Below are 19,971 nucleotides of genomic sequence, written 5' to 3'. Positions count from 1 at the left end.
TTATTGCCCACGCATAAACATTTTGTCGAGATCGTCGAGCGATTGCAGCAGCCAGGTGGGTCGGCCGTGGTTGCACTGACCACTGCGCTCGGTCGCCTCCATATCGCGCAGCAGCGCATTCATTTCGGGAATGGTCAGTTTGCGATTGGCACGCACCGAGCCGTGGCAGGCCATGGTGCCAAGAATTTCGTTGATGTGATGTTGGATGCGCTCGCTGCTACCGTGCTCAATCAAATCGGATAAAACATCGCGCACCAATTGCTCAACTTTGGCGCGATTTAAAATGACCGGTAGCTGGCGAATTAATAAAGTTTCCGGGCCAGCGCGCTGCAACTCAAAGCCGAGCGCTTTGAATACCTCGCTAAAATTTTCGGCAAAGTCCGCTTCTTTTTCGCTGACCGCTATCGACTCAGGCACTAGCAGTGGCTGGGTTTGCAAACCGCCACAGTGAAACGACTCTTTCATACGCTCGTAAGTCACGCGCTCGTGCGCCGCGTGCATGTCAACCACAATTAAACCCTGCGCATTTTCCGCGAGAATATAAATACCTTTTAATTGTGCGATGGCATAACCCAGTGGGGGAATCTCGTCGCTAGCAGATTCCGGCAAAGCATAAGTTGCCGTGGGATTTGCGGGGCGATGCAACTCGCCATAGGTCGCCATCTGTTCACGCACAGCACCGGGATTAATTTGTGCAGGCTGGTAATTTGACGATGAATAATGACTCGCGCCGGACGCCGCACGAAAGCCCATACTCTCCTGCCCTTTGAATTCGCCCGCCGCAATGCCTTGAATCGGTTTGGTAGATGAAAGTGCAAATGGATTTATACCGGAAACTTCATCGGCGCCTTCACCCAGTTCGCGTTTTGCAAGCGTATCTTCCGGGCGAACTTTTGCGAGTGCGTGATGCAAGCTTGAGTAGATGAAGTCGTGCACGTTGCGATTATCGCGAAAACGCACTTCGTGTTTAGTGGGATGCACATTCACATCCACGGTGGAGGGATCCAGTTCCAAATACAATACAAAAGCCGGATGGCGCCCGTGGTACAACACATCCTGATAAGCCTGACGCACAGCGTGGCTGACGAGCTTGTCGCGAATCGCGCGACCATTCACATAAAAGTGCTGCAAGTCTGCCTGGCTGCGCGAAAAGGTGGGCAGCGCCACCCAACCCCACAAACGAAAACCGTTGCGCTCTATATCAAGGTGCACCGCATTTTCCATAAACGCCGGGCCACACACCTGAGCGACGCGACGCTCTTGCTCGAGCTGAGAATCACCCGCACGCCAGGAATAAATGGCACGGCCGTTGTGGCGCAAATTAAACGCGACATCAAAACGTGATAATGCCAAGCGTTTTACGACATCCTCAAGATGGGTGTATTCCGTTTTATCGGTGCGTAAAAATTTACGGCGCGCAGGCGTATTAAAAAACAAATCGCGCACCTCAACAGTAGTGCCGCGCGGGTGTGGTGCAGGCGATAATTGCGTTTCCATATCGCGCCCTTCGGCGACTACCTGCCAACCTGCGCTGTCGTCATTGGTGCTACTAATCAACGCCAGACGCGCGACCGAACTGATACTCGCCAAAGCCTCGCCGCGAAAACCTAACGTAGCAACTGCCTCGAGATCATCCAATTCATAAATTTTACTGGTGGCGTGACGGCTGAGTGCGAGTGGCAAATCGTCTTTATCAATGCCGCCGCCGTTGTCACGCACACGCATGAGCTTGATGCCGCCCTCTTCAATATCAATTTCCAAACGCGTTGCACCGGCGTCGAGTGAATTTTCCAGCAGCTCTTTAATCACCGAGGATGGACGTTCAACAACCTCGCCAGCAGCAATCTGGTTGGCGAGGCGCGGGCTGAGCAATTTAATTTTTCGCATGGGAAACCAATCGCGGCGATGAATCAGGAAGTGGGGATTTTCAGGGTTTGACCCAGTTTTACGGTCGTACTTTTCATATTGTTATGGCGCTGGATCGCGCTGGCACTCACGCCGTAACGGCTGGCAATACGCGACAAGGTATCGCCGGCCACCACGCGGTGCATCCGCGGTGCAGTGGCGATTTGCGCTTGTGGGCGCGCGGTAGGCGCAGGTTGCGACTGGGCAACGGCAGGTGAGTTGGTCGCCGGAATTTTTAAGGTCTGGCCGATATTCACGCTGGTCGAACGTAAATTGTTGTACTGCATCAACCGCTGCATGCTCACGCCGTAGCGATTGGCAATGCCGGATAAGCTGTCTCCAGCGGCCACCGCATGCTGCCGCTCAAAACCGCCGCCGGCACCGGATTCCACTTGCGCCGCAACATAAGTGCCCGCTGGCGGATGCTGGTAAAAATGCTGGCGAATACCTTTAAATACCGATTGCGCCATTTGTTTGCGATACGCCGGTGTGGCCAATTTGCGCGCCTCACCGGGGTTGGAAATAAAACCGGTCTCCACCAGAATCGACGGCACATCAGGCGATTTCAACACCAAAAAGCCCGCCTGTTCCACATGGCGCTTGTGCAAATGCGCAATACCACCCATGGAGCTGAGCACCTGCTGGCCGACCTGCAAACTGGAATTCAACGTTGCCGTCATCGACAAATCCACCAACACCCCGGCCAGCACCTGATCCTTATCATCAAGGCGAATATCGCCCACCCCGCCGATCAAATCCGATTCATTTTCACGCTCGGCCAAAAAGCGCGCGGTTTCCGAGGTGGCGCCATGACGCGACAAGGCAAACACCGAGGCGCCGCGCGCGCTGGCTTTGGTAAAGGCATCGGCGTGAATAGAGACAAACAAATCCGCCTTCATATTGCGCGCCAAATCACGGCGTTTTTTCAGCGGGATAAAATAATCGCCGGTGCGCGTGAGCTTGCCGGTAAACCCGGGCTGGGCGTTAATCGCCGCAACCAGCTCTTTGGCGATCATCAGCGTCACATCTTTTTCGCGCAGGCGATTGGGGCCTAGGGCGCCTGGGTCTTCCCCGCCGTGACCAGCATCCACCGCGATAACAATAAACCGTTTGCCGCTAAGATCAGCTTTGGCTACTGGCTTACTAGCGGGTTGTGCGGGGACTACTGCCGGTTTATCGACAACGGCAGGTTTGGTGGCTGCTGGAGCGGTGGTTGCGGAGGCGGTAGGAACCGCTGCAGGGGTAGTCGCCGGCGCAGCGGTGGCGGTTGAGGGTGTTTCGTCGTAGAGGTCGATCACCAGACGGTCATGCATTCCGCCGTGGGCTTTGAGTAAAAAACTGTTGGGCGCGACCTTGGCTTTTAAATCAAATACCAGACGCAAATCGCCATTCGTTTGAACCGAGGAGCGCACCGCCAACACCGGCGTATCCGCCAAAGGCAACTGGCCCAGCGGGGCTTTGAGGCTGGTTTTGGGAACATCGACAATAATGCGCTCAGGGTTAGCCGCGAGCGTCAGGCTGTGCTGCACGGGCGCATCCAGATCCAGCACGATGCGCGTGTGATCCGGCGCGCGCCACACGCGCACACCATCCACTTTCGCCGCAAAAGCCAGAGGCGCAAGTAGCACCCCCAGGCAGCAAACCCAGTTCAGCCAGCGAACCATAGATATAGACAATCTCAACAGACAAACACCCATTCAGCAGTTTTTATAGGGATATGGCGCACCAAACAGCGCTAAACGCCGTGGCACATGGCTCGCACTCTACCGCAAAAGGGGCTTTTGCCCCTAGCAAAAAAGGCTAACGCTTGGCCAGCAGTGCGTGCAATAGCGGATTGGTCGCTCGCAATTCCAAGCGACGCCCCTCGCCCTGCACGAAAATATTGATCACCAGATCCGGCGTGGGCAGCACACCTTCACCGCGCTCAGGCCACTCCAGCAGACAGAGGTTTTGCTCGATGAAGTAATCGCGAATACCCATGTATTCAAGCTCTTCAGGATCGCCCAGGCGGTATAAATCAAAGTGGTATACCCGGCGCACGCCAAATTCATAGGCCTCCACCAAGGTGTAGGTGGGGCTTTTTACTGCACCGGTGTGACCAAACGCTCGCAGTATGCCGCGTGTGAGGGTGGTTTTACCGGCGCCCAGGGTGCCGCACAAATGCACCGAGAGCGGGCCGTCATGAGCAGCGAAGATAGCGCCGAGCTGCTCGCCAAAGGCGACCATGTCGCTGTCGTTATCGATGATGTATTCCAATGTTTCCACCGCCGACTCCTTAGAGCAATTCGCCCAAATAGGGGATCAAATCGGTGGCGAGCAGGCTGCGCTGGCCCACGTCATCAGCCGCCAAATCTGCCGCGCAGGCATGAACTACTGCACCCAACCGTGCTGCATCTGGCTGACTCAGCCCTTGGGCGATAAGTGCGCCGAGGATACCCGAGAGTACATCGCCCATACCGCCGGTAGCCATACCGGGGTTGCCGTCGGTGACTACCGCGATCTTGTCGCCATTGGCGGCGACCAAACTACCAGCACCTTTAAGGATGACCGTGGCGTTGTAACGGACTTGGATCGCCTGCACGGCGGCGAAGCGGTCGGCTTGAACTTCCGCGGTGGTGATGCCTAGCAAACGAGCGGCTTCAGCGGGATGGGGGGTGAATACCCAGTTATCGCGTTTAACGCTCGCTGGCACCACACGACCCTCGGCGAGGATATTAAGTGCATCCGCATCCAACACCATGGGCAGGCCACTTTTAACTGCCTGCTGCAACATCTGCTCCGACCACGGCGAGCGACCAAGACCGGGGCCGACCACCAACAGGGTTGGACGCGCTAGCAGCGGTTCCAGCTCCTGACCGGAAACCACACCGCAAGCCATAATCTCCGGGCGACGAGCAAGAATTGCCGGGATGTGTTCGGGGCGCGTGGCGATACTCACCAAACCGGCACCAGAACGCGCTGCCGCTTCTGCCGCCATCAGCGCCGCGCCGCCATAGCCGGTATCGCCACCAATCACCATCACATGGCCAAAATCGCCTTTGTGCGCATCGGCCGCGCGCGGTGCGAGCAAGCCTTGCAACTCTGCCAATTGCACACGTTCAGCACTGGGCGATGCCGCCGTGTAAGTCACTTCAGGCACATCCAGATTAGCAAGCACTAACTCACCACACACTGCCGGGCCGCGCCCCGTGAGCAGGCCGCGCTTGGTGGCGATAAAAGTCAGGGTCAGGCTGGCGTTGACTACCGCACCGGCAACGGCACCGGTATCGGCATGTAGGCCAGAGGGAATATCCAGCGCCAACACCGGCAAACCACTGGTGTTGATCTGTTCAATCGCCGCCGCAAATTCCGCACGCGGTGCATCGCGCAGGCCAATGCCCAGCAGTGCATCCACAATCACACCCTCCGCAGGCGCACTGGCAGCCGTGAAAACCTGCATGAGCACACCTTCTTGCACGGCAAAGTCATACGCCTGGCGCGCTTCGCCACTTAGCTTATCCGCGGGAGTCAGCTGTATTACCTGCACCGGCACTAACCGCTGGGCGGCGAGCGCCGCCAGAATGTAGCCATCGCCACCGTTATTGCCGCCACCGCAGTAAACCGTGACGCGGGCGGGCGATGGAAAGCGCTCTAGCAACAAATCATAGGCCGCTCTCCCAGCGCGCTTCATTAGCTGGATCGCGGGAATACCGCTGGCGATAGCAGCAGCATCCAGCGCGTAGGTTTCAGCAGCGGTATAAAGCAGGGGCGAACTGGCAGTAATTTTCATGAAAGGGTCAGCCTGGGCAGCAAAAAATAGGGGCAACTTGAATGAGGCGCGATTATACGCAACTTGCTTCACAAGGGTTAAGGCAGAACGCCGGTGAATTGGCTATATTGAAGGCCGCAGCAGATACCAAGAGACCCCCATGCCCAGTTTTGATGTACAGGCTATTTTGCGCGGTGATGGCAATCACCTCGGTGACGCCCTTGCCACCCTCGCCAACACTCCGGCCGCCAGCGATAAAACGATCGATACAAGAACGCCAGACGAGCTACGTCAGGAATTGGCGACTCGGGTCTATCGCCAGCTAATTGCCCGACCACAGTTGGATCTGCAACTACTGCCGCTGTTTGCCGCTGTTGAAACTGCTCTGGTCGCACAAATTGCACAGGACGACCGCTTTTACAGCGACATCGATCACCCTTTGCGCCGCACCTTGGAATCGATACTGCCCGCCACCAGTCACTGGTATGCGCGCGATGCCAAACCCAGCCAGCAGTTCTATGATCGAATCAGTAGTCTCCTCAATACCCTGACGGCGCACTGGCAAAACAAAACCGCTCCCGAGAGTGCACTGAGCGAATTTAGCCAGTGGCTCGCCAGTGAGGACAAACGCGCCACACTGCTGGAGAATCGCCTGTGCGAAACCGAACTGGGCAACCAGAAGCTTACACTCGCGCAAACACGGGTAGTGACACTGCTCAATAATCATCTGGCGCAGCGCCCACTGCCACTCGATCTGCATTCAGCCATCACCCTCAGTCTCAAAAGCGAATTGCAATACTGGGCGTTCAATACACCAGCCGCCGCATTGAACGAGCTGCCACTCTGGGTGCACTGGCAGCGCATCCTGCCCTCACTGGGGCAACTCTTTTCACACGGCAATATTCAGGTTGATGATCAACAGCTCTATAGCCAAATTCCGGCCTTGCTCACTGAACTGGAGCGCAGCCTTGCACACACCACAAGCAACACCCAAGCCTACCAACAGCTAGTCGACCAGCTCAGCCAGTGCTTGATGATGGCGATACAAAAGCAGCCACAAGAGATCGCCCTCTTCCCCGCGCTGCCGCTGCCCGACGGTCAAACCACCGCCAAGACCAAGGTACCACTGGCGCTACTACAGGCCACCGAAACGGTGAAGATTGGCGATTGGATTGTGATGCGCGGCGATGGTCAGGAGGCGATTCGCTGCAAATTGGTACTCAAGGATGCCAACCTCGACCAACTGCTATTTGTCGATCACACTGGGCGCAAGGTAATGAGCAAAACCAATAAGGATTTTGCCCTCTGCCTCTCCACCGGTCTCGCCCAGCCATTGCAGTTAACACCCCTGGCGATGATTATTGAGCAGCAACTCACAGCACTCATTACTCAAGCTAATCAGTGCGTAAAAGTCCAACTGCTCAAACAAAAACAAAAAGCCGAAGCACTCGTGCGCGCCTTTATGGCGGAGCAAGAAGCACTGAAGGAAGCGGCTGAGCGCGAACGTCAGGCGGAGCAAGCGCGCCTGCAAGCCGAGTTGGACGCACGCCAGGCCGCCGCGCACAAAGCCATGGCCGAAGCCCGTTTGCTCGCCGACGAACAGCAGCGCCGCGCCGCTGAACAAGCCGCCGAACAAGCGCGCCTCACCCGCGAGCGGGAAGCAGCGCAAGCCGCAGAAGCCCTGCAACGTGAACAGACAGCAGCGACAACGGCGAATGAGTTACAAGTAGGTGCCTGGCTGGAAATTAATAACGCCAACACCGCCCCCGGCCTACGCGCCAAACTCTCGGTGATTATTGGAGCCACGGGCAAATATATTTTCGCCGATCAGGTTGGGCGCAAAGTTGCCGAATACAGCCGCGAACAACTGGTGCAGCAACTGATTAGCGGCGAGTTAAAAGTGTTGCGCAACGGTGACAACTTTGAAGAACAACTCGCCAAAGTGATTCGCGGTTTACGTCGCGATGTCAATTAACCCGCGCCATAACAATTAACCCTAGCGGTGTACAGGAAGATCACTATGAATAATAACGACACAAAAAAACATTCGCCGGAGCAACAGGAAAAACAACCAGAAGAGCAGCGTCAGGAATATCGCCTGAACAATCAACTCACGGTAATTATTGAACTCGACAGCCCCGCCGACAGCGAGCCCACACTGGTGGTTAGCAACAGCCTGGATATTTCCGCCAACGGCCTGCGCGCCATAGCACCGCAAGCTGTACCCACCGACAATATTTTGCGCTGCTGTATTCGCGATGCCGCGAGTGACCGGCAATTTTTATTGGTCACTGAAGTGAAATGGTGTCGCCCCTACGGCGATGATGGCGACTTTTTGATTGGTTTGAGCCTGTTTGATTCCGCCGGAACCGATATTGTGGAATGGAAGGAATTTATTGCGCAGCGTTGTGCCGATTAGGAATCTGCATCAACCGCAGCGCATGACGTGATTACAAACTATTAATATCCAGCCACAGTTCCGGGCGATCAACCGGTGTGGCTTTGGGCAGCGCCGGGTTATCCAAATAAAATACCTTACGGTTTTTCAGGTCGGCCAAGTCAATGACTTTTTTGATTGAGGGATCATTCAAAAATTCATAATCGAAAGTCCCATCAGCGATCATCGCATTGAAACCATTTTCGATATCTCGTGCCAGCGCCTGGTTGTCGGGCGCCACAAATAAATAAAATGGCATTTTGTAAACCAACATCAACCGCTTTTCTACCGCCAACTCCAGCCCGGGAATTTTATTGACCTCGCCCCAGGGTTCCTGCACACCCCGCGGAAACGCATCAAAGCGGCCACCGTCGAGCATATAAAATAGGTTGCCGTATTTTTGGGTTTTCACCACCGTGAGGCCGTTACTCTCCAAAATATTGGTATCCGCCCAGGTGGAGCCCTGCCCGAGTTTTAATTTCTTTAAATCATCGAGCGTATTTACCGCATCGAATTTATGCTGGCTATTTTTGTGAATTAAAAAAATGCGATGCCCCAGCAAGCCTTTTAACAGGGGAATACGCACCGGTGGCACCTGCGCCTCAATGCTCGCATCAGAAGCGGCCCACATCACATCAATGCGCCCGGCCCGCAGATCTTCTATATAGCGCCCCTGGGTGCGGTGGCCGCCGTCAGCGTCGGGGATAATTTCATATTGGGTGTCAGCGCGTGCCAAGGCCAGGGTCAACATGCGCACGGAATAGCGATCTATATCGGTGATGGCAGGCATAACCGTAATACGTTTAGTTTGCTGTGCCAAACTGGTGGGCGATAGCGCGAGCAAGGCCAGCACACAGCAGGACAACAGGGTAATTGCGCAGCAATTGATTGGACGAGTAAGCATAGTGACCTCAAGCAAAATACCGGGACGACATCTGATTTTTATCTTATTTATAAACAGAAAATGATGTCTGTAACTGCTTGAGTATAGAGAGCGCCGGATAATCTGACGCGAAAAGAAACAGAAAAAACCAATGAAAACGAATGCAAAAAAAACTGGCACGCGTTAGGTGCCAGTTTTTATAACTACTTTTTTAAAATCGCGCGCTTATTTGAGCAAATAAACCACATAAACCTGGGCAGTAATTTTCATCACCCCCGGCTCAAAGGGTTCAGCGGAATCGCTCATACGAACCATCTCAAGCTTGGCAGAACTGCCCATCAACTCGCGATTAGGCCGCAGTTCCCAGCGCTCATTGCCGCGATTATTAAATTCAGAAATGGACCATGGGTCGCCCACCACTCTGCCCTGGGCCTTAGCCAAGCGACTCGCGCGGGCTTTGGCATCGTTCATTGCCGCCGTCTGCACTTTTTCTTCAACCGATTTTTTATCGCTCAAAGTCAATTGGGTGTTGATGGTTTCAGACACTTTTGCATCGACGAGCGCCTTCATCAGTTCGGGATATTTTTTTAAATCGCGCAAATTAATATCTACCTGACGCGATACGTTATTGCCGGTCAATACACGCTGATTGTCTTTGTAGTCATATTCGGGGCGAATGTTCAACGCGGTAGTCGCGATGTCATCGGCTTTCACGCCAAACTTTTTCAGGGTGTCGATCAGCAAACGGGAACGTGCATCCACATCGGCCTTGGCTTTGGCCAAATCCAGATCCACGGTTTGAATGCTCAAGGTAAATACCATCATATCCGGCTCGACTTCCAACTCGGCCGCTCCCTCTACGTACACATGCGGCTGTTGCGGCAGCGGTGTAGCCATAGCATTAGCGCTCAGCAGCGCAGCAGCACTCAACAGCGCCCACAATCCAAAACGATGATTTACTTTCACAGGTGACTCCTTTTTTTGACCGACCAAATTAACAAACAAGCTTGATAAACGAAGTGCACTATAGCGGCTGAGCCTGAATACCGGCCAACTCAACTGTTTAAAAATGTAACGGCGTCTGATTTCAGGCAAAATGACGCACTTTTCTTTTGACGCGCCAACCATGTCCAGCTCACTCGATCTCCATCAACTTGCCGACAACATCAAACTCTGGGGCCGCGAACTGGGCTTTCAGCAGGTGGGCATTACCGATATCGATTTGGCCGAGGCAGAAGATCGCCTGCAGGAATGGCTTGCCAAGGGTTATCACGGCAGCATGGAATGGCTCGCCGCCCACGGCAATAAACGTTCGCGCCCGGCAGAATTGTTGCCCGGCACGGTGCGGGTCATTTCCGTGCGCATGGATTATTTACCTGGCGACACCCAGCAAATCAAAATCCTCAAAGACCCGACCAAAGCCTATATTTCGCGCTACACCTTAGGGCGGGATTATCACAAACTCATCCGCAAACGCCTGAGTATTCTGGCGCAAAAAATTGATGATGCATTGCCAGAGGATTATGAATTTAAAGGCCAAAATCGCGCCTTTGTGGATAGCGCACCGGTGATGGAACGCCCGCTGGCGGAAAAAGCCGGGCTGGGCTGGACGGGCAAACACACCCTGATTATTAATAGCAACGCGGGCAGTTGGTTTTTCCTCGGCGAGATTTACACTTTCGTGCCACTGCCGGTGGATGAACCGCAACAACCCAATCAATGTGGAGAGTGCACCGCCTGTTTAAAAGTTTGCCCCACCGACGCATTTCCCCGCCCTTACGAACTGGACGCACGCCGCTGCATTTCCTATTTAACCATCGAAAATAAAGGCGCGATTCCCGCAGAATTCCGCGAACCCATCGGCAACCGCATTTTCGGCTGCGACGACTGCCAAGCCATCTGCCCCTGGAATAAATACGCGCAATTCAGTGGCGAGACCGATTTTTTACCCCGCCACGGCTTGGCCGATAGCGATTTGGTCGACCTGTTTAATTGGACCGAAGACGAATTTTTAGCAAGAACCGAAGGCTCCGCCATTCGCCGCGTGGGCTATGAAGGCTGGCTGCGCAATATCGCCGTGGGCTTGGGTAATGCGCCGAGTGATGCGCGGATTGTTGCGGCATTAACCGCCAAAAAAGAGTCTTGCTCGGAGTTGGTACAAGAACATATCGAGTGGGCGTTGGCGCAACAGGCCGCGCCTGAGCGGCGGCGCAAACGGAAAATCAAACGCGAGGATTAATCACCCACAGGCCACTGCTGCGCATCATGCAATACACGCAAAATTTGCAATTGATCCAACCGATCAACAATGCGGTAGACGACGATTAATGGGAGGCCGTTAATCACTAGCTCGCGGGTACCGCTGACTCGACCGGGGCGACCTGCTTGAGGGTGATTGGATAAAATCAATTCACAACTATTGAGCACTTTAAGCACAGCATCCACCGCGACAAGAGGGCTGTTTTCGGTGGCGATGTAGGTTTCAATATTGTCCAAATCCTTTTCCGCTAAATCAGTCCATTTAAGTTGCACGCTTGGCCTCCCATTTGGCTTTAAGCTCCGCGTGATCAACCAACTGGCCCTTGTCAGCCGCGCTCACACCTTTTTCTACTTCGCGAATAAACCAATCTTCACGCTCTACAAACTGCTTGATTGCGTGCGCCATCAACCAAGCGCGTGGCCTATCCATGGCCTCTGCCATCTTTCCCACCCGCTCAAGGGTTTCATCATCCAATCTAACCGACGTCGCTTTTAAACTCATGCTGATTCTCCGAGGTTCTCATGCAACCTCAACTATAGGCCACACCTTGCCACCTTGTCATGCGCCAATTTCAGAACTCAAAGGAGGAGCATTGCCACAATCAATCGCCAAAATAGCCAGAAGAATGGGCCGGTCGGCTATTTTTTTGGCGCGCAAACAGGAATAATACGCACCCTTCAAAAAGTGCGGCAGGCTGGACAGATACAGTTATCAAGAACTGCACTATAAGGATTGAAATCGGTCAATCACTGCTCCCTGAACGCCGCAGGATCACAGTTTGGTGACATTCGCTGCCGGAACTGCCCCTGTTGCAAGGTTCTCCCGGGTAGGACATCAACCACAACGATAGGCTATTACTACTATGAAACCACTTTCCGATATAGGCTTGGTTGGCTTGGCCGTGATGGGCGAAAACCTCATCCTGAACATGGCTAGCAAAGGCTATACAGTTACCGCTTACAACCGCTCAGTAGAAAAAGTAGACAGCTTCATCGCTGGCCGCGCTGCAGGTAAAACCATTCGCGGCGCACGCTCGATTGAAGAATTGGTAGCGTCACTCGCTAAGCCACGCAAAATTATGCTGATGGTTAAGGCTGGTAAAGCAGTAGACGATTTCATCGAACAACTGATTCCACACCTGGAAGCTGGCGATATTATTATCGACGGCGGCAACACCCACTTCCCCGATACCGACCGTCGCACCGCTTATTTGGCGAGCAAAGGTTTGCGCTTTATCGGCACCGGTGTTTCCGGTGGTGAAGAAGGCGCGTTGACTGGCCCATCCATCATGCCCGGTGGTTCACCCGAAGCCTGGCCATTTGTAAAAGACATTTTCCAAAGCATCTCCGCCAAAGTGGATGACGGCTCACCTTGCTGTGACTGGGTTGGCGAGAACGGCGCGGGCCACTTTGTAAAAATGGTGCACAACGGTATCGAATACGGCGATATGCAATTGATTTGCGAAGCCTACCAATTGCTGAAAGAAGTAGTCGGCCTGAGCGCAGACGAAATGCACGAAGTATTTGCCGAGTGGAACAAAGGCGAACTCGATTCCTACCTGATCGAAATTACCCGCGACATCCTTGCCTATAAAGACGAAGACGGCGAACCTCTGGTTGAGAAAATCCTCGACACCGCCGGTCAAAAAGGTACTGGCAAGTGGACTGGTGTCATCGCACTGGATTTAGGTGTTCCTCTCACCCTGATTTCTGAAGCGGTATTTGCGCGTTGCTTGTCATCACAAAAAGCAGAACGTGTTGAAGCCGCAAAAGTCATTAAAGGCCCAGCGGTGAATTTCACTGGCGACAAACAAGCCTTTATCAACGATTTGCGCAACGCGGTATTTGCATCAAAAATTATTTCTTACGCACAAGGTTATTTGCTGATGCGTGAAGCGGCCAAAGAATACGGCTGGCACTTGAACTACGGCGGCATCGCATTAATGTGGCGCGGCGGCTGTATCATTCGTTCATCATTCCTCGGCAATATCAAAGAAGCATTCGACAAGAATGGCGAATTGAAAAACCTGCTGCTGGATGATTACTTCGCTAAAACCGTTGATGCAGCCCAAGCTGGCTGGCGTCGTGTTGCTGCTGCTGCGATTGTGAACGGAATCCCCGCTCCAACCATCACCTCAGCACTGACCTACTTCGACGGTTACCGCACTGCCCGCCTGCCAGCAAACCTGCTGCAAGCACAACGCGATTACTTCGGCGCGCACACCTACGAGCGCACCGACAAACCACGCGGTGAGTTCTTCCACACCAACTGGACTGGTCGCGGCGGCAATACAGCATCGAGCACTTACAACGTTTAAGTTTTTAAACGGAATGTGAGAAAGCGAGAAACCCGAATCAGAAATGGTTCGGGTTTTTTGTTGGGAAGCAAAGGGAATCAAAATGAAAATATTAGATTGCAGTAACTACAAATCAGCGCTCATTAGCGCATCAAATGTGTTATCGCTTTCACAAGAAAGACTTATCGAAATACTAAAAGCAATTCAAGATACACAAGATGTATCTGATTATCACCATCAATGCTTTAGTGAGCTTTTACAATACTTAAATTATGAACCCACAAAACTCACCTCCCATTGGTTTCATGGCACACGAATTATCGATATTAATAGCTATTTTGAGAACGGACTTATGCCAAAAGCCGAGGGATATAAGATACTGATTCCATTTCTCAAAGGCTTGGCTAAAAATATAGAACACTCAAAACATCAATCATCTATGTTCGGTTTATCAAAACTAGGTAAGGAATTATTAGGGCAAGATGATGAAGGTCCATTTGCAACCCTTTTTAAACAAAAAGCCCAAGACAAAAATTACCATTTCACACAATGCCCTGAAGCAGTAGAGGACATTGCTGAAGACTTGGTTGGAGCAAACTTTCATGTGATTACTGAAAGCTTTATGAAAGTCACCAGACCTGCACTAATTGAGTTTATTGGGGAAGCTGATGATACTACTCTGGAAAACACGCTTTACTATTTACATCAAGTAATTCACGGTGAAAGTGAGCATGATGCGGCACGTAGAATAGATGCTTTTTTTATGGGAAATGGCAAAACAATACCAAGCGATAAAATAAAAGCAGTCCACTTTTTAGATAATAATGAAATCGTTCAAAACATGAATTTTGCAATCCCTAGTCAGTAGGTTGGGCAGTACGTAGGTTGGACAGCCATTTCCAACAAAACCTTTATTATCGAAGTTCTATACCCATGAAAAAGTCAACTAACACCAAACCACCAATAACCTCAACAGATTCAATGTTGGAGGCAATCAAAAGAGCAGAACAAGACATCAAGGAAGGAAATGTATACACACATGCACAAGCCAAAGAAAAACTTAAAAAATGGCTTAAACCTTGAGGTGTTGGGCATTGCTGCCCAACCTACGGTCGCAATAAATAATTAATCGAAAACTTTAAAGGAATACCATGAACAACCACTGGCTTTACGAAACCACATTAAAAGGCAATCTCGTTACCCTCGTTCCATTAAAACGCGAGCACGCTGATGCATTAGTTGAAGCCGCCACCGATGGCGAATTATGGAACCTCTGGTACACCTCTGTACCAAACAGCGAAACCATTGATTCTTATCTTAATCAGGCATTCACAGATCAAGCGAACGGCCGCGCGTTGTTATTTGTGGTGATTGATAATACCTCGCAAAAAATTATCGGTACTACTCGCTATTGCAATGCAGACCCGCTGAATAAACGCGTCGAAATTGGCTACACCTGGTACGCAAAGTCATTTCAAAAAACCGGCACAAATACTGAATGCAAATATTTATTGCTGACGCATGCCTTTGAAACACTCAACACAATTGCCGTAGAATTTCGTACCCACTGGCATAACCAGGCATCGCGTGCAGCAATTGCGCGGCTGGGTGCAAAACAGGATGGGGTTTTGCGCAATCACCAAAAAAGCCCTGAGGGAATTTATCGCGATACCGTAGTATTCTCGATTATTGATCAGGAATGGCCTGCCGTTAAAAAAAGTCTTGAATATAAAATGACGAGATAATTATGCCCGCCAGTATCGAAACTCAAATTAATGCCATTTATCGCAGCGAGTCGCGGCGGGTGCGGGCGACGTTGATTCGGTTGCTGAAGGATTTTGATTTGGCGGAGGAGGCAACGCAGGATGCATTTGCGGCGGCGTTGCAGCAGTGGCCGGTGGATGGCGTGCCGAATAATCCGCGCGCGTGGTTGGTATCGACCGGGCGCTTTAAGGCGATTGATCATGTGCGGCGACGAGCGCGATTTCAAACGGCGCTGGTGGATATAGCCGAAGAATTGGAAGCGGCGATTAGTGATAGCGAGGATTGGGACGAGCACTTATTGGAGGACGATCAGCTGCGGCTGATATTTACCTGCTGTCACCCCAGCCTCGCGCCGGAAGCGCAACTGGCGCTCACCTTGCGCGAAGTGTGCGGGCTGACCACCGAAGCTATAGCACGTGCATTTCTCACCACCCCCAGTACCTTGGCGCAGCGCATAGTGCGCGCTAAAAATAAAATTCGCGACGCCAAAATCCCCTATGAAATTCCCACCCGCAGTGAATTACCCACGCGGCTGGATGCGGTGCTGCAGGTTATTTATCTGGTATTTAACGAAGGTTATTCCGCCTCCTCGGGCAGTGAATTAATTCGCCAGGAATTAGCGCAGGAGGCCATTCGCCTTGGGCGTTTAGTGGCGGAGTTGCTGCCCGAAGCGGAGGCCTTGGGGCTGTTGGCGTTAATGTTAATTCAGGATTCGCGCCGCCATGCACGGCTGGATACCCAAGGTGATTTAATCCGCCTGGAGGATCAGGATCGTGCGCTGTGGAACCGCGAGCAAATTGCCGAGGGCTCGGCGTTAATCCAGCGCGCCCTGCCAACCGGTCAGGCGCACAGCTATTGTATTCAAGCGGCGATTGCCGCACTGCACGCCGAGGCGCCCAGTTTTGCCGCCACCGACTGGCAGGAAATTGCGGGTTTCTACGATTTATTACTGCAAATTAACCCTAGCCCGATTGTGGAGTTAAACCGTGCAGTGGCGATTGCGATGCGCGATGGGCCGGCAGCGGGATTGGCTTTAATTGATACGCTGCTGGCGCGTGGCCAACTAAAAGATTATCACCTCACCCACGCCGCGCGCGCCGAACTATTGCAGCAACTGGGCGAGCATACGGCAGCCATCGCCGCTTTTGAAACGGCGCTCTCGCTCACCCAACAGACCGCCGAGCAACGTTTTTTGCAGCGCCGCTTGGCGCTGGTGAAATAATTTTTTCGGCGGCTGTCGAAATACCGCCAATCCAATCGACTATTAATCAACTACCCAGTAGTTAAATCCCAATCACCCTGAAAGGAGAAAGATGATGACTCACTATGTTGATGGTTTTTTACTGCCCATTGCCCCCGAAAAAATTGCTGAATATCAAAAAATGGCGAGCCTCGCCGGTTCGGTGTGGAAGGAGCACGGCGCCCTGGCCTATTGGGAATGCGTGGGCGATGACTTGAACATTCCCGATATGGTGTCGTTTAAACAGTCCGCCGGTTGTAAAGATAACGAGACTGTTGTGCTCGCGTGGATTGTGTACCCCTCACGCGAGGCGCGCGACAAAATTAACGCCGCCGTGATGGCCGACCCGCGTCTGAAAGAGATGTGCAATAACGATTCGCTGTTTGATTTTAAACGTATGGCCTACGGCGGTTTTAGCGAGCTGGTGCGCTACCAATAATTCACTTTTTGCCTTCACAAGGAATTCATTTATGCCAACGCAAGTATTTATTAATTTACCGGTGAAAGACCTGGAAAAATCCAAAGCGTTTTTTGCCCATTTGGGTTATTCGTTTAATGCACAATTTACCAACGAGCAAGCCGCCTGCATGGTAATCAGCGACACCATTTACGCCATGTTATTAACCGAGCCGTTTTTTCAGGGCTTCACTAAAAAAACCATCGCCGATAGCCACGCCACTAAGGAAGTGATTATTTGCCTTTCGTGCGACAGCCGCGCGGCGGTGGATGAAATGGTTAAAAAAGCCTGGGAAGCGGGCGGCACCGCACCTATGCCCGCGCAGGATCACGGCTTTATGTACTACCACAGTTTTGAAGATTTGGACGGACATCACTGGGAAGTGATGTTTATGGAACCGGACAGCATTCAGCTGTAAACAAGGGTATTAACAAAGCAGTGCCAACCAGAGGAGCAACCACCGCGATGAAATATTTATGCCTGGTGTATTACGATGAAAATATTATTAACAACATGAGCGCGGCGGAATGGCAAGCGCTCAACCGCGAGTGCGAAGCCTGCGGTGCCGGTTTGCACGCGAGTGGAAAAATGCTGGGCGGCAACGCCTTGCACCCCACCACCACCGCCACCAGCTTGCGTATTCGCGATGGTAAAACCCTGATTACCGATGGCCCCTTTGCGGAAACCAAAGAGCAGTTGGCGGGATTTTATTTGTTGGATGCGCGCGATTTAAATGAAGCTATTCAACTCGCGAGCAAAATTCCACCGGCGCGCATCGGCACCATTGAAGTTCGCCCGATTCGGGAATTAGACCCGGAAAAAGATGAACGTTTTGTGCAGCATTTTGCGTAACCGCGCAGCGCGTGGGTCGTCACACACAACGGTCACAAAAGTGTAAAAAACTCTTCGCGAAAAGCCGCTATGCTCAATTCATTAAGGATTGTTATAGCGGTACTTTAAGAATGAGTTGGCAATGAATATGCACAGCCCCAGCGACGCCGCCGCGCCGCCCAGCGAGCCACACCCCGGCCTGCGCAGTGTGGAATTGCGCTGCGACTTCAAACAAAAAATTCCCGAACTCTTACAATTGGAGCGCCTGATCCGCGAGCACAGCACGCTGCTGCATGCTCGCTGCGAACAAACGGTGCAGTACAACAATATCGATTTCCCGCTTTATTCCATCACACTCGGTTCACGCGCAGCCAAGGCGCCGACCGTATTATTTACCGCCGGTATTCACGGCATTGAACGCATTGGCAGCCAGGTATTAATTGCCTGGCTGCAGTCACTGTTAGAGCGTTTGCAATGGGATAGCGGCCTGCAGCACCAGTTGCAGCAAGTGCAGTTGGTGCTTATGCCGATTCTCAACCCGGTAGGCATGTATTTAAATCAGCGCGCCAATGGCAATGGGGTGGATTTAAATCGCAATGCGCCGATTGATGCCGAAGGGCGCGTGCCACTGCTGGGTGGTGGCCATCGACTCGGGCCATTTTTGCCCTGGTATCGCGGGCGCAAGCGCGGGCAAATGGAAGTGGAAAATAGCGCGCTGGAAAAATTATTGCGACGCCAAATTTTAAATCGCCCGTTTGCCACAGTTGTGGATTTGCATTCGGGTTTGGGCATGCAGGATCGGCTCTGGTTTCCACACGCCTATCGCAAACAGCCAATTGGCAATATCGCCGATTATGTTGCGCTAAAAACCTTATGGGAGCGCAGCTATCCAAACCACACGTATTTATTTGAGCCACAATCGATTCATTATTTATCCCACGGCGACTTGTGGGATTATTTTTATTATTTGTCGCTCGCGCAACAACAACCCTATTTTTTACCGCTAACCTTGGAGATGGGTTCCTGGCTGTGGGTGAAAAAAAGTCCGCGCCAATTATTCAACATGGCGGGATTGTTTAACCCGCAAACCCAGCATCGCCACACACGGGTATTGCGCCGTCATTTATTGCTGTTGGATTTTATGTTGAGCGCGGCATTGAATCATTCGCGCTGGCTGCCCGATGCTGAACGTGCGCGCCACCTGACGCAACGCGCCCATGAGTTATGGTTTAGTTAAGGAAAATAAACATGCATTTTGTTTTATTGCGCGGGCTGGCGCGGGAAGCTGGCCATTGGTTGGAGTTCCCCGCCCAGCTGCGCCAACAACTGTGCCAAGCGCTCGGCACAGAGTGCGAGGTTCACTGTATCGATTTCCCCGGCTGCGGCGAATACCACCAGGAAACTGCCCTGACTTCCGTGAGTGCCATGACCGATCACGCGCGCACTGAGCTGCACGTGCACCTTGGCCAGCCCCTGAGCGAATCAATTGGCGCGCCGGTGTATTTGTTAGGTATTTCCATGGGCGGCATGGTGGCGCTGGACTGGGTGCAGCGATTTCCGCAGGAAATTCAGGGCTTGGTACTGATTAACTCCAGCACCGGCAATCAACCCTTCTGGTGGCGCCTGCGCCCCGGCGCCTGGTTCACCATGCTGCTGGCACTGACATTACCACTGCGCCAGCGCGAAGCCTTGGTGCTGCGCAAAGTCAGCAATCAACTGGCGGATTACCAACAGCGCTTGCAACAGTGGTTGGCGATTCAGCAGCAGCGCCCGGTCAGCCGCGATACCATCATCACCATGCTGCAGGCAGCGGCGAGTTTTATCCCGCAAATCAGCCATTTCCCACAGGGTTTGATACTCGCTAGCAAACAGGATCGTTTGGTATCCATCCGCGCCAGCGAGGCTCTGGCACAGCGCTTCCAGTGGCCGCTGTGCATTCACCCCACTGCCGGTCACGACTTACCGATGGATGACAGCCATTGGGTAGTGCAGCAGATCACCCAGTGGCTGCAGAAGGCGCCATAGCAAGAGCCATAGAACGGGCGGATTATGCCCTTTTTATTGCCTTAACCAGGCAATCATCACGATTGTTTATAAGCGGTAAAAGACCATTTTTTACCCGACTGTAAACGATTACATATTTACAAATA

The 19,971-nt window shown here is 52.5% G+C and carries 21 protein-coding genes; 13 read left to right on the top strand and 8 right to left on the bottom strand.

Going from position 1 to position 19,971, the window contains the following annotated elements:
• The 4 genes from mutL to D0B88_RS06885 form a co-directional block, all read right to left on the bottom strand.
• Complete coding sequence (mutL, locus tag D0B88_RS06900) at positions 1-1,887, bottom strand: DNA mismatch repair endonuclease MutL (protein ID WP_151056118.1); 1,887 nt, start codon at positions 1,885-1,887, stop codon at positions 1-3.
• Between the two features lie 23 nt (positions 1,888-1,910).
• A complete protein-coding gene (locus tag D0B88_RS06895) occupies positions 1,911-3,569 on the bottom strand; it encodes an N-acetylmuramoyl-L-alanine amidase (RefSeq protein WP_151056116.1) in 1,659 nt (552 codons plus the stop codon).
• Between the two features lie 136 nt (positions 3,570-3,705).
• Positions 3,706-4,170, bottom strand: coding sequence for a tRNA (adenosine(37)-N6)-threonylcarbamoyltransferase complex ATPase subunit type 1 TsaE (gene tsaE, locus D0B88_RS06890; RefSeq protein WP_151056114.1), 465 nt, complete (start codon positions 4,168-4,170; stop codon positions 3,706-3,708).
• Positions 4,171-4,180: 10 nt separating this feature from the next.
• Positions 4,181-5,674: an NAD(P)H-hydrate dehydratase gene (locus D0B88_RS06885; RefSeq protein ID WP_151056111.1), complete on the bottom strand. Its 1,494-nt coding sequence runs from the start codon at positions 5,672-5,674 to the stop codon at positions 4,181-4,183.
• A gap of 139 nt (positions 5,675-5,813) precedes the next feature.
• Here D0B88_RS06885 and D0B88_RS06880 point away from each other — a divergent pair, with 139 nt between their 5' ends.
• Together D0B88_RS06880 and D0B88_RS06875 are read left to right on the top strand one after the other, a co-directional pair.
• Positions 5,814-7,628: a DUF1631 family protein gene (locus tag D0B88_RS06880; RefSeq protein ID WP_151056109.1), complete on the top strand. Its 1,815-nt coding sequence runs from the start codon at positions 5,814-5,816 to the stop codon at positions 7,626-7,628.
• 45 nt (positions 7,629-7,673) lie between these two features.
• On the top strand, positions 7,674-8,072 hold the full coding sequence (locus D0B88_RS06875) for a PilZ domain-containing protein (RefSeq protein WP_151056107.1): 399 nt from the start codon (positions 7,674-7,676) through the stop codon (positions 8,070-8,072).
• 31 nt (positions 8,073-8,103) lie between these two features.
• Here the strand turns inward: D0B88_RS06875 and D0B88_RS06870 are convergent, their stop codons facing one another.
• A complete protein-coding gene (locus D0B88_RS06870) occupies positions 8,104-8,994 on the bottom strand; it encodes an ABC transporter substrate-binding protein (protein WP_151056105.1) in 891 nt (296 codons plus the stop codon).
• 204 nt (positions 8,995-9,198) lie between these two features.
• The gene (locus D0B88_RS06865) at positions 9,199-9,939 is read right to left on the bottom strand and encodes an SIMPL domain-containing protein (protein ID WP_007645060.1); all 741 of its coding nucleotides are present in this window, start codon (positions 9,937-9,939) and stop codon (positions 9,199-9,201) included.
• Between the two features lie 160 nt (positions 9,940-10,099).
• Between D0B88_RS06865 and queG the strand changes: the two genes are divergently transcribed.
• On the top strand, positions 10,100-11,212 hold the full coding sequence (gene queG, locus D0B88_RS06860) for a tRNA epoxyqueuosine(34) reductase QueG (protein WP_151056103.1): 1,113 nt from the start codon (positions 10,100-10,102) through the stop codon (positions 11,210-11,212).
• Here queG and D0B88_RS06855 read toward each other — a convergent pair.
• Together D0B88_RS06855 and D0B88_RS06850 are read right to left on the bottom strand one after the other, a co-directional pair.
• The gene (locus D0B88_RS06855) at positions 11,209-11,505 is read right to left on the bottom strand and encodes a type II toxin-antitoxin system RelE/ParE family toxin (protein ID WP_151056101.1); all 297 of its coding nucleotides are present in this window, start codon (positions 11,503-11,505) and stop codon (positions 11,209-11,211) included. The genes queG and D0B88_RS06855 overlap by 4 nt on opposite strands.
• A complete protein-coding gene (locus D0B88_RS06850) occupies positions 11,495-11,734 on the bottom strand; it encodes a CopG family ribbon-helix-helix protein (protein WP_007645066.1) in 240 nt (79 codons plus the stop codon). Before D0B88_RS06850 ends, D0B88_RS06855 begins: the two co-directional genes overlap by 11 nt.
• Positions 11,735-12,095: 361 nt before the next feature.
• On the opposite strand from D0B88_RS06850, the gene gnd reads away from it, so the two are divergent.
• The 10 genes from gnd to D0B88_RS06800 all read left to right on the top strand — a co-directional run bounded on the left by gnd (position 12,096) and on the right by D0B88_RS06800 (position 19,846).
• A complete protein-coding gene (gene gnd, locus D0B88_RS06845) occupies positions 12,096-13,550 on the top strand; it encodes a decarboxylating NADP(+)-dependent phosphogluconate dehydrogenase (RefSeq protein ID WP_151056099.1) in 1,455 nt (484 codons plus the stop codon).
• 82 nt (positions 13,551-13,632) lie between these two features.
• Positions 13,633-14,397 (top strand): hypothetical protein, encoded by a 765-nt coding sequence (locus D0B88_RS06840; protein ID WP_151056097.1) that lies wholly within the window; start codon positions 13,633-13,635, stop codon positions 14,395-14,397.
• 65 nt (positions 14,398-14,462) lie between these two features.
• Positions 14,463-14,612 carry a hypothetical protein gene (locus D0B88_RS06835; protein ID WP_191966537.1) on the top strand — a complete coding sequence of 50 codons (150 nt, stop codon included), beginning with the start codon at positions 14,463-14,465 and terminating at the stop codon, positions 14,610-14,612.
• A 68-nt stretch (positions 14,613-14,680) separates the two neighbouring features.
• The gene (locus D0B88_RS06830; protein WP_151056095.1) at positions 14,681-15,274 is read left to right on the top strand and encodes a GNAT family N-acetyltransferase; all 594 of its coding nucleotides are present in this window, start codon (positions 14,681-14,683) and stop codon (positions 15,272-15,274) included.
• Positions 15,275-15,276: 2 nt separating this feature from the next.
• Positions 15,277-16,515 (top strand): RNA polymerase sigma factor, encoded by a 1,239-nt coding sequence (locus tag D0B88_RS06825; protein ID WP_151056093.1) that lies wholly within the window; start codon positions 15,277-15,279, stop codon positions 16,513-16,515.
• Positions 16,516-16,606: 91 nt separating this feature from the next.
• Positions 16,607-16,972 carry a DUF1428 domain-containing protein gene (locus tag D0B88_RS06820; RefSeq protein WP_225318568.1) on the top strand — a complete coding sequence of 122 codons (366 nt, stop codon included), beginning with the start codon at positions 16,607-16,609 and terminating at the stop codon, positions 16,970-16,972.
• 31 nt (positions 16,973-17,003) lie between these two features.
• On the top strand, positions 17,004-17,408 hold the full coding sequence (locus D0B88_RS06815; RefSeq protein ID WP_151056091.1) for a VOC family protein: 405 nt from the start codon (positions 17,004-17,006) through the stop codon (positions 17,406-17,408).
• Between the two features lie 47 nt (positions 17,409-17,455).
• The gene (locus tag D0B88_RS06810) at positions 17,456-17,842 is read left to right on the top strand and encodes a YciI family protein (RefSeq protein WP_007645088.1); all 387 of its coding nucleotides are present in this window, start codon (positions 17,456-17,458) and stop codon (positions 17,840-17,842) included.
• Between the two features lie 121 nt (positions 17,843-17,963).
• A complete protein-coding gene (locus D0B88_RS06805; protein ID WP_007645090.1) occupies positions 17,964-19,058 on the top strand; it encodes a DUF2817 domain-containing protein in 1,095 nt (364 codons plus the stop codon).
• Positions 19,059-19,069: 11 nt separating this feature from the next.
• Positions 19,070-19,846, top strand: a complete 777-nt coding sequence (locus tag D0B88_RS06800; protein ID WP_151056089.1) for an alpha/beta fold hydrolase — start codon at positions 19,070-19,072, stop codon at positions 19,844-19,846.
• The last annotated feature ends 125 nt before the right edge of the window (positions 19,847-19,971 follow it).

It is taken from the genome of Cellvibrio sp. KY-YJ-3 (assembly GCF_008806955.1).
GTDB lineage: Bacteria > Pseudomonadota > Gammaproteobacteria > Pseudomonadales > Cellvibrionaceae > Cellvibrio.
This window is presented reverse-complemented; position numbering and strand designations above follow the sequence as displayed.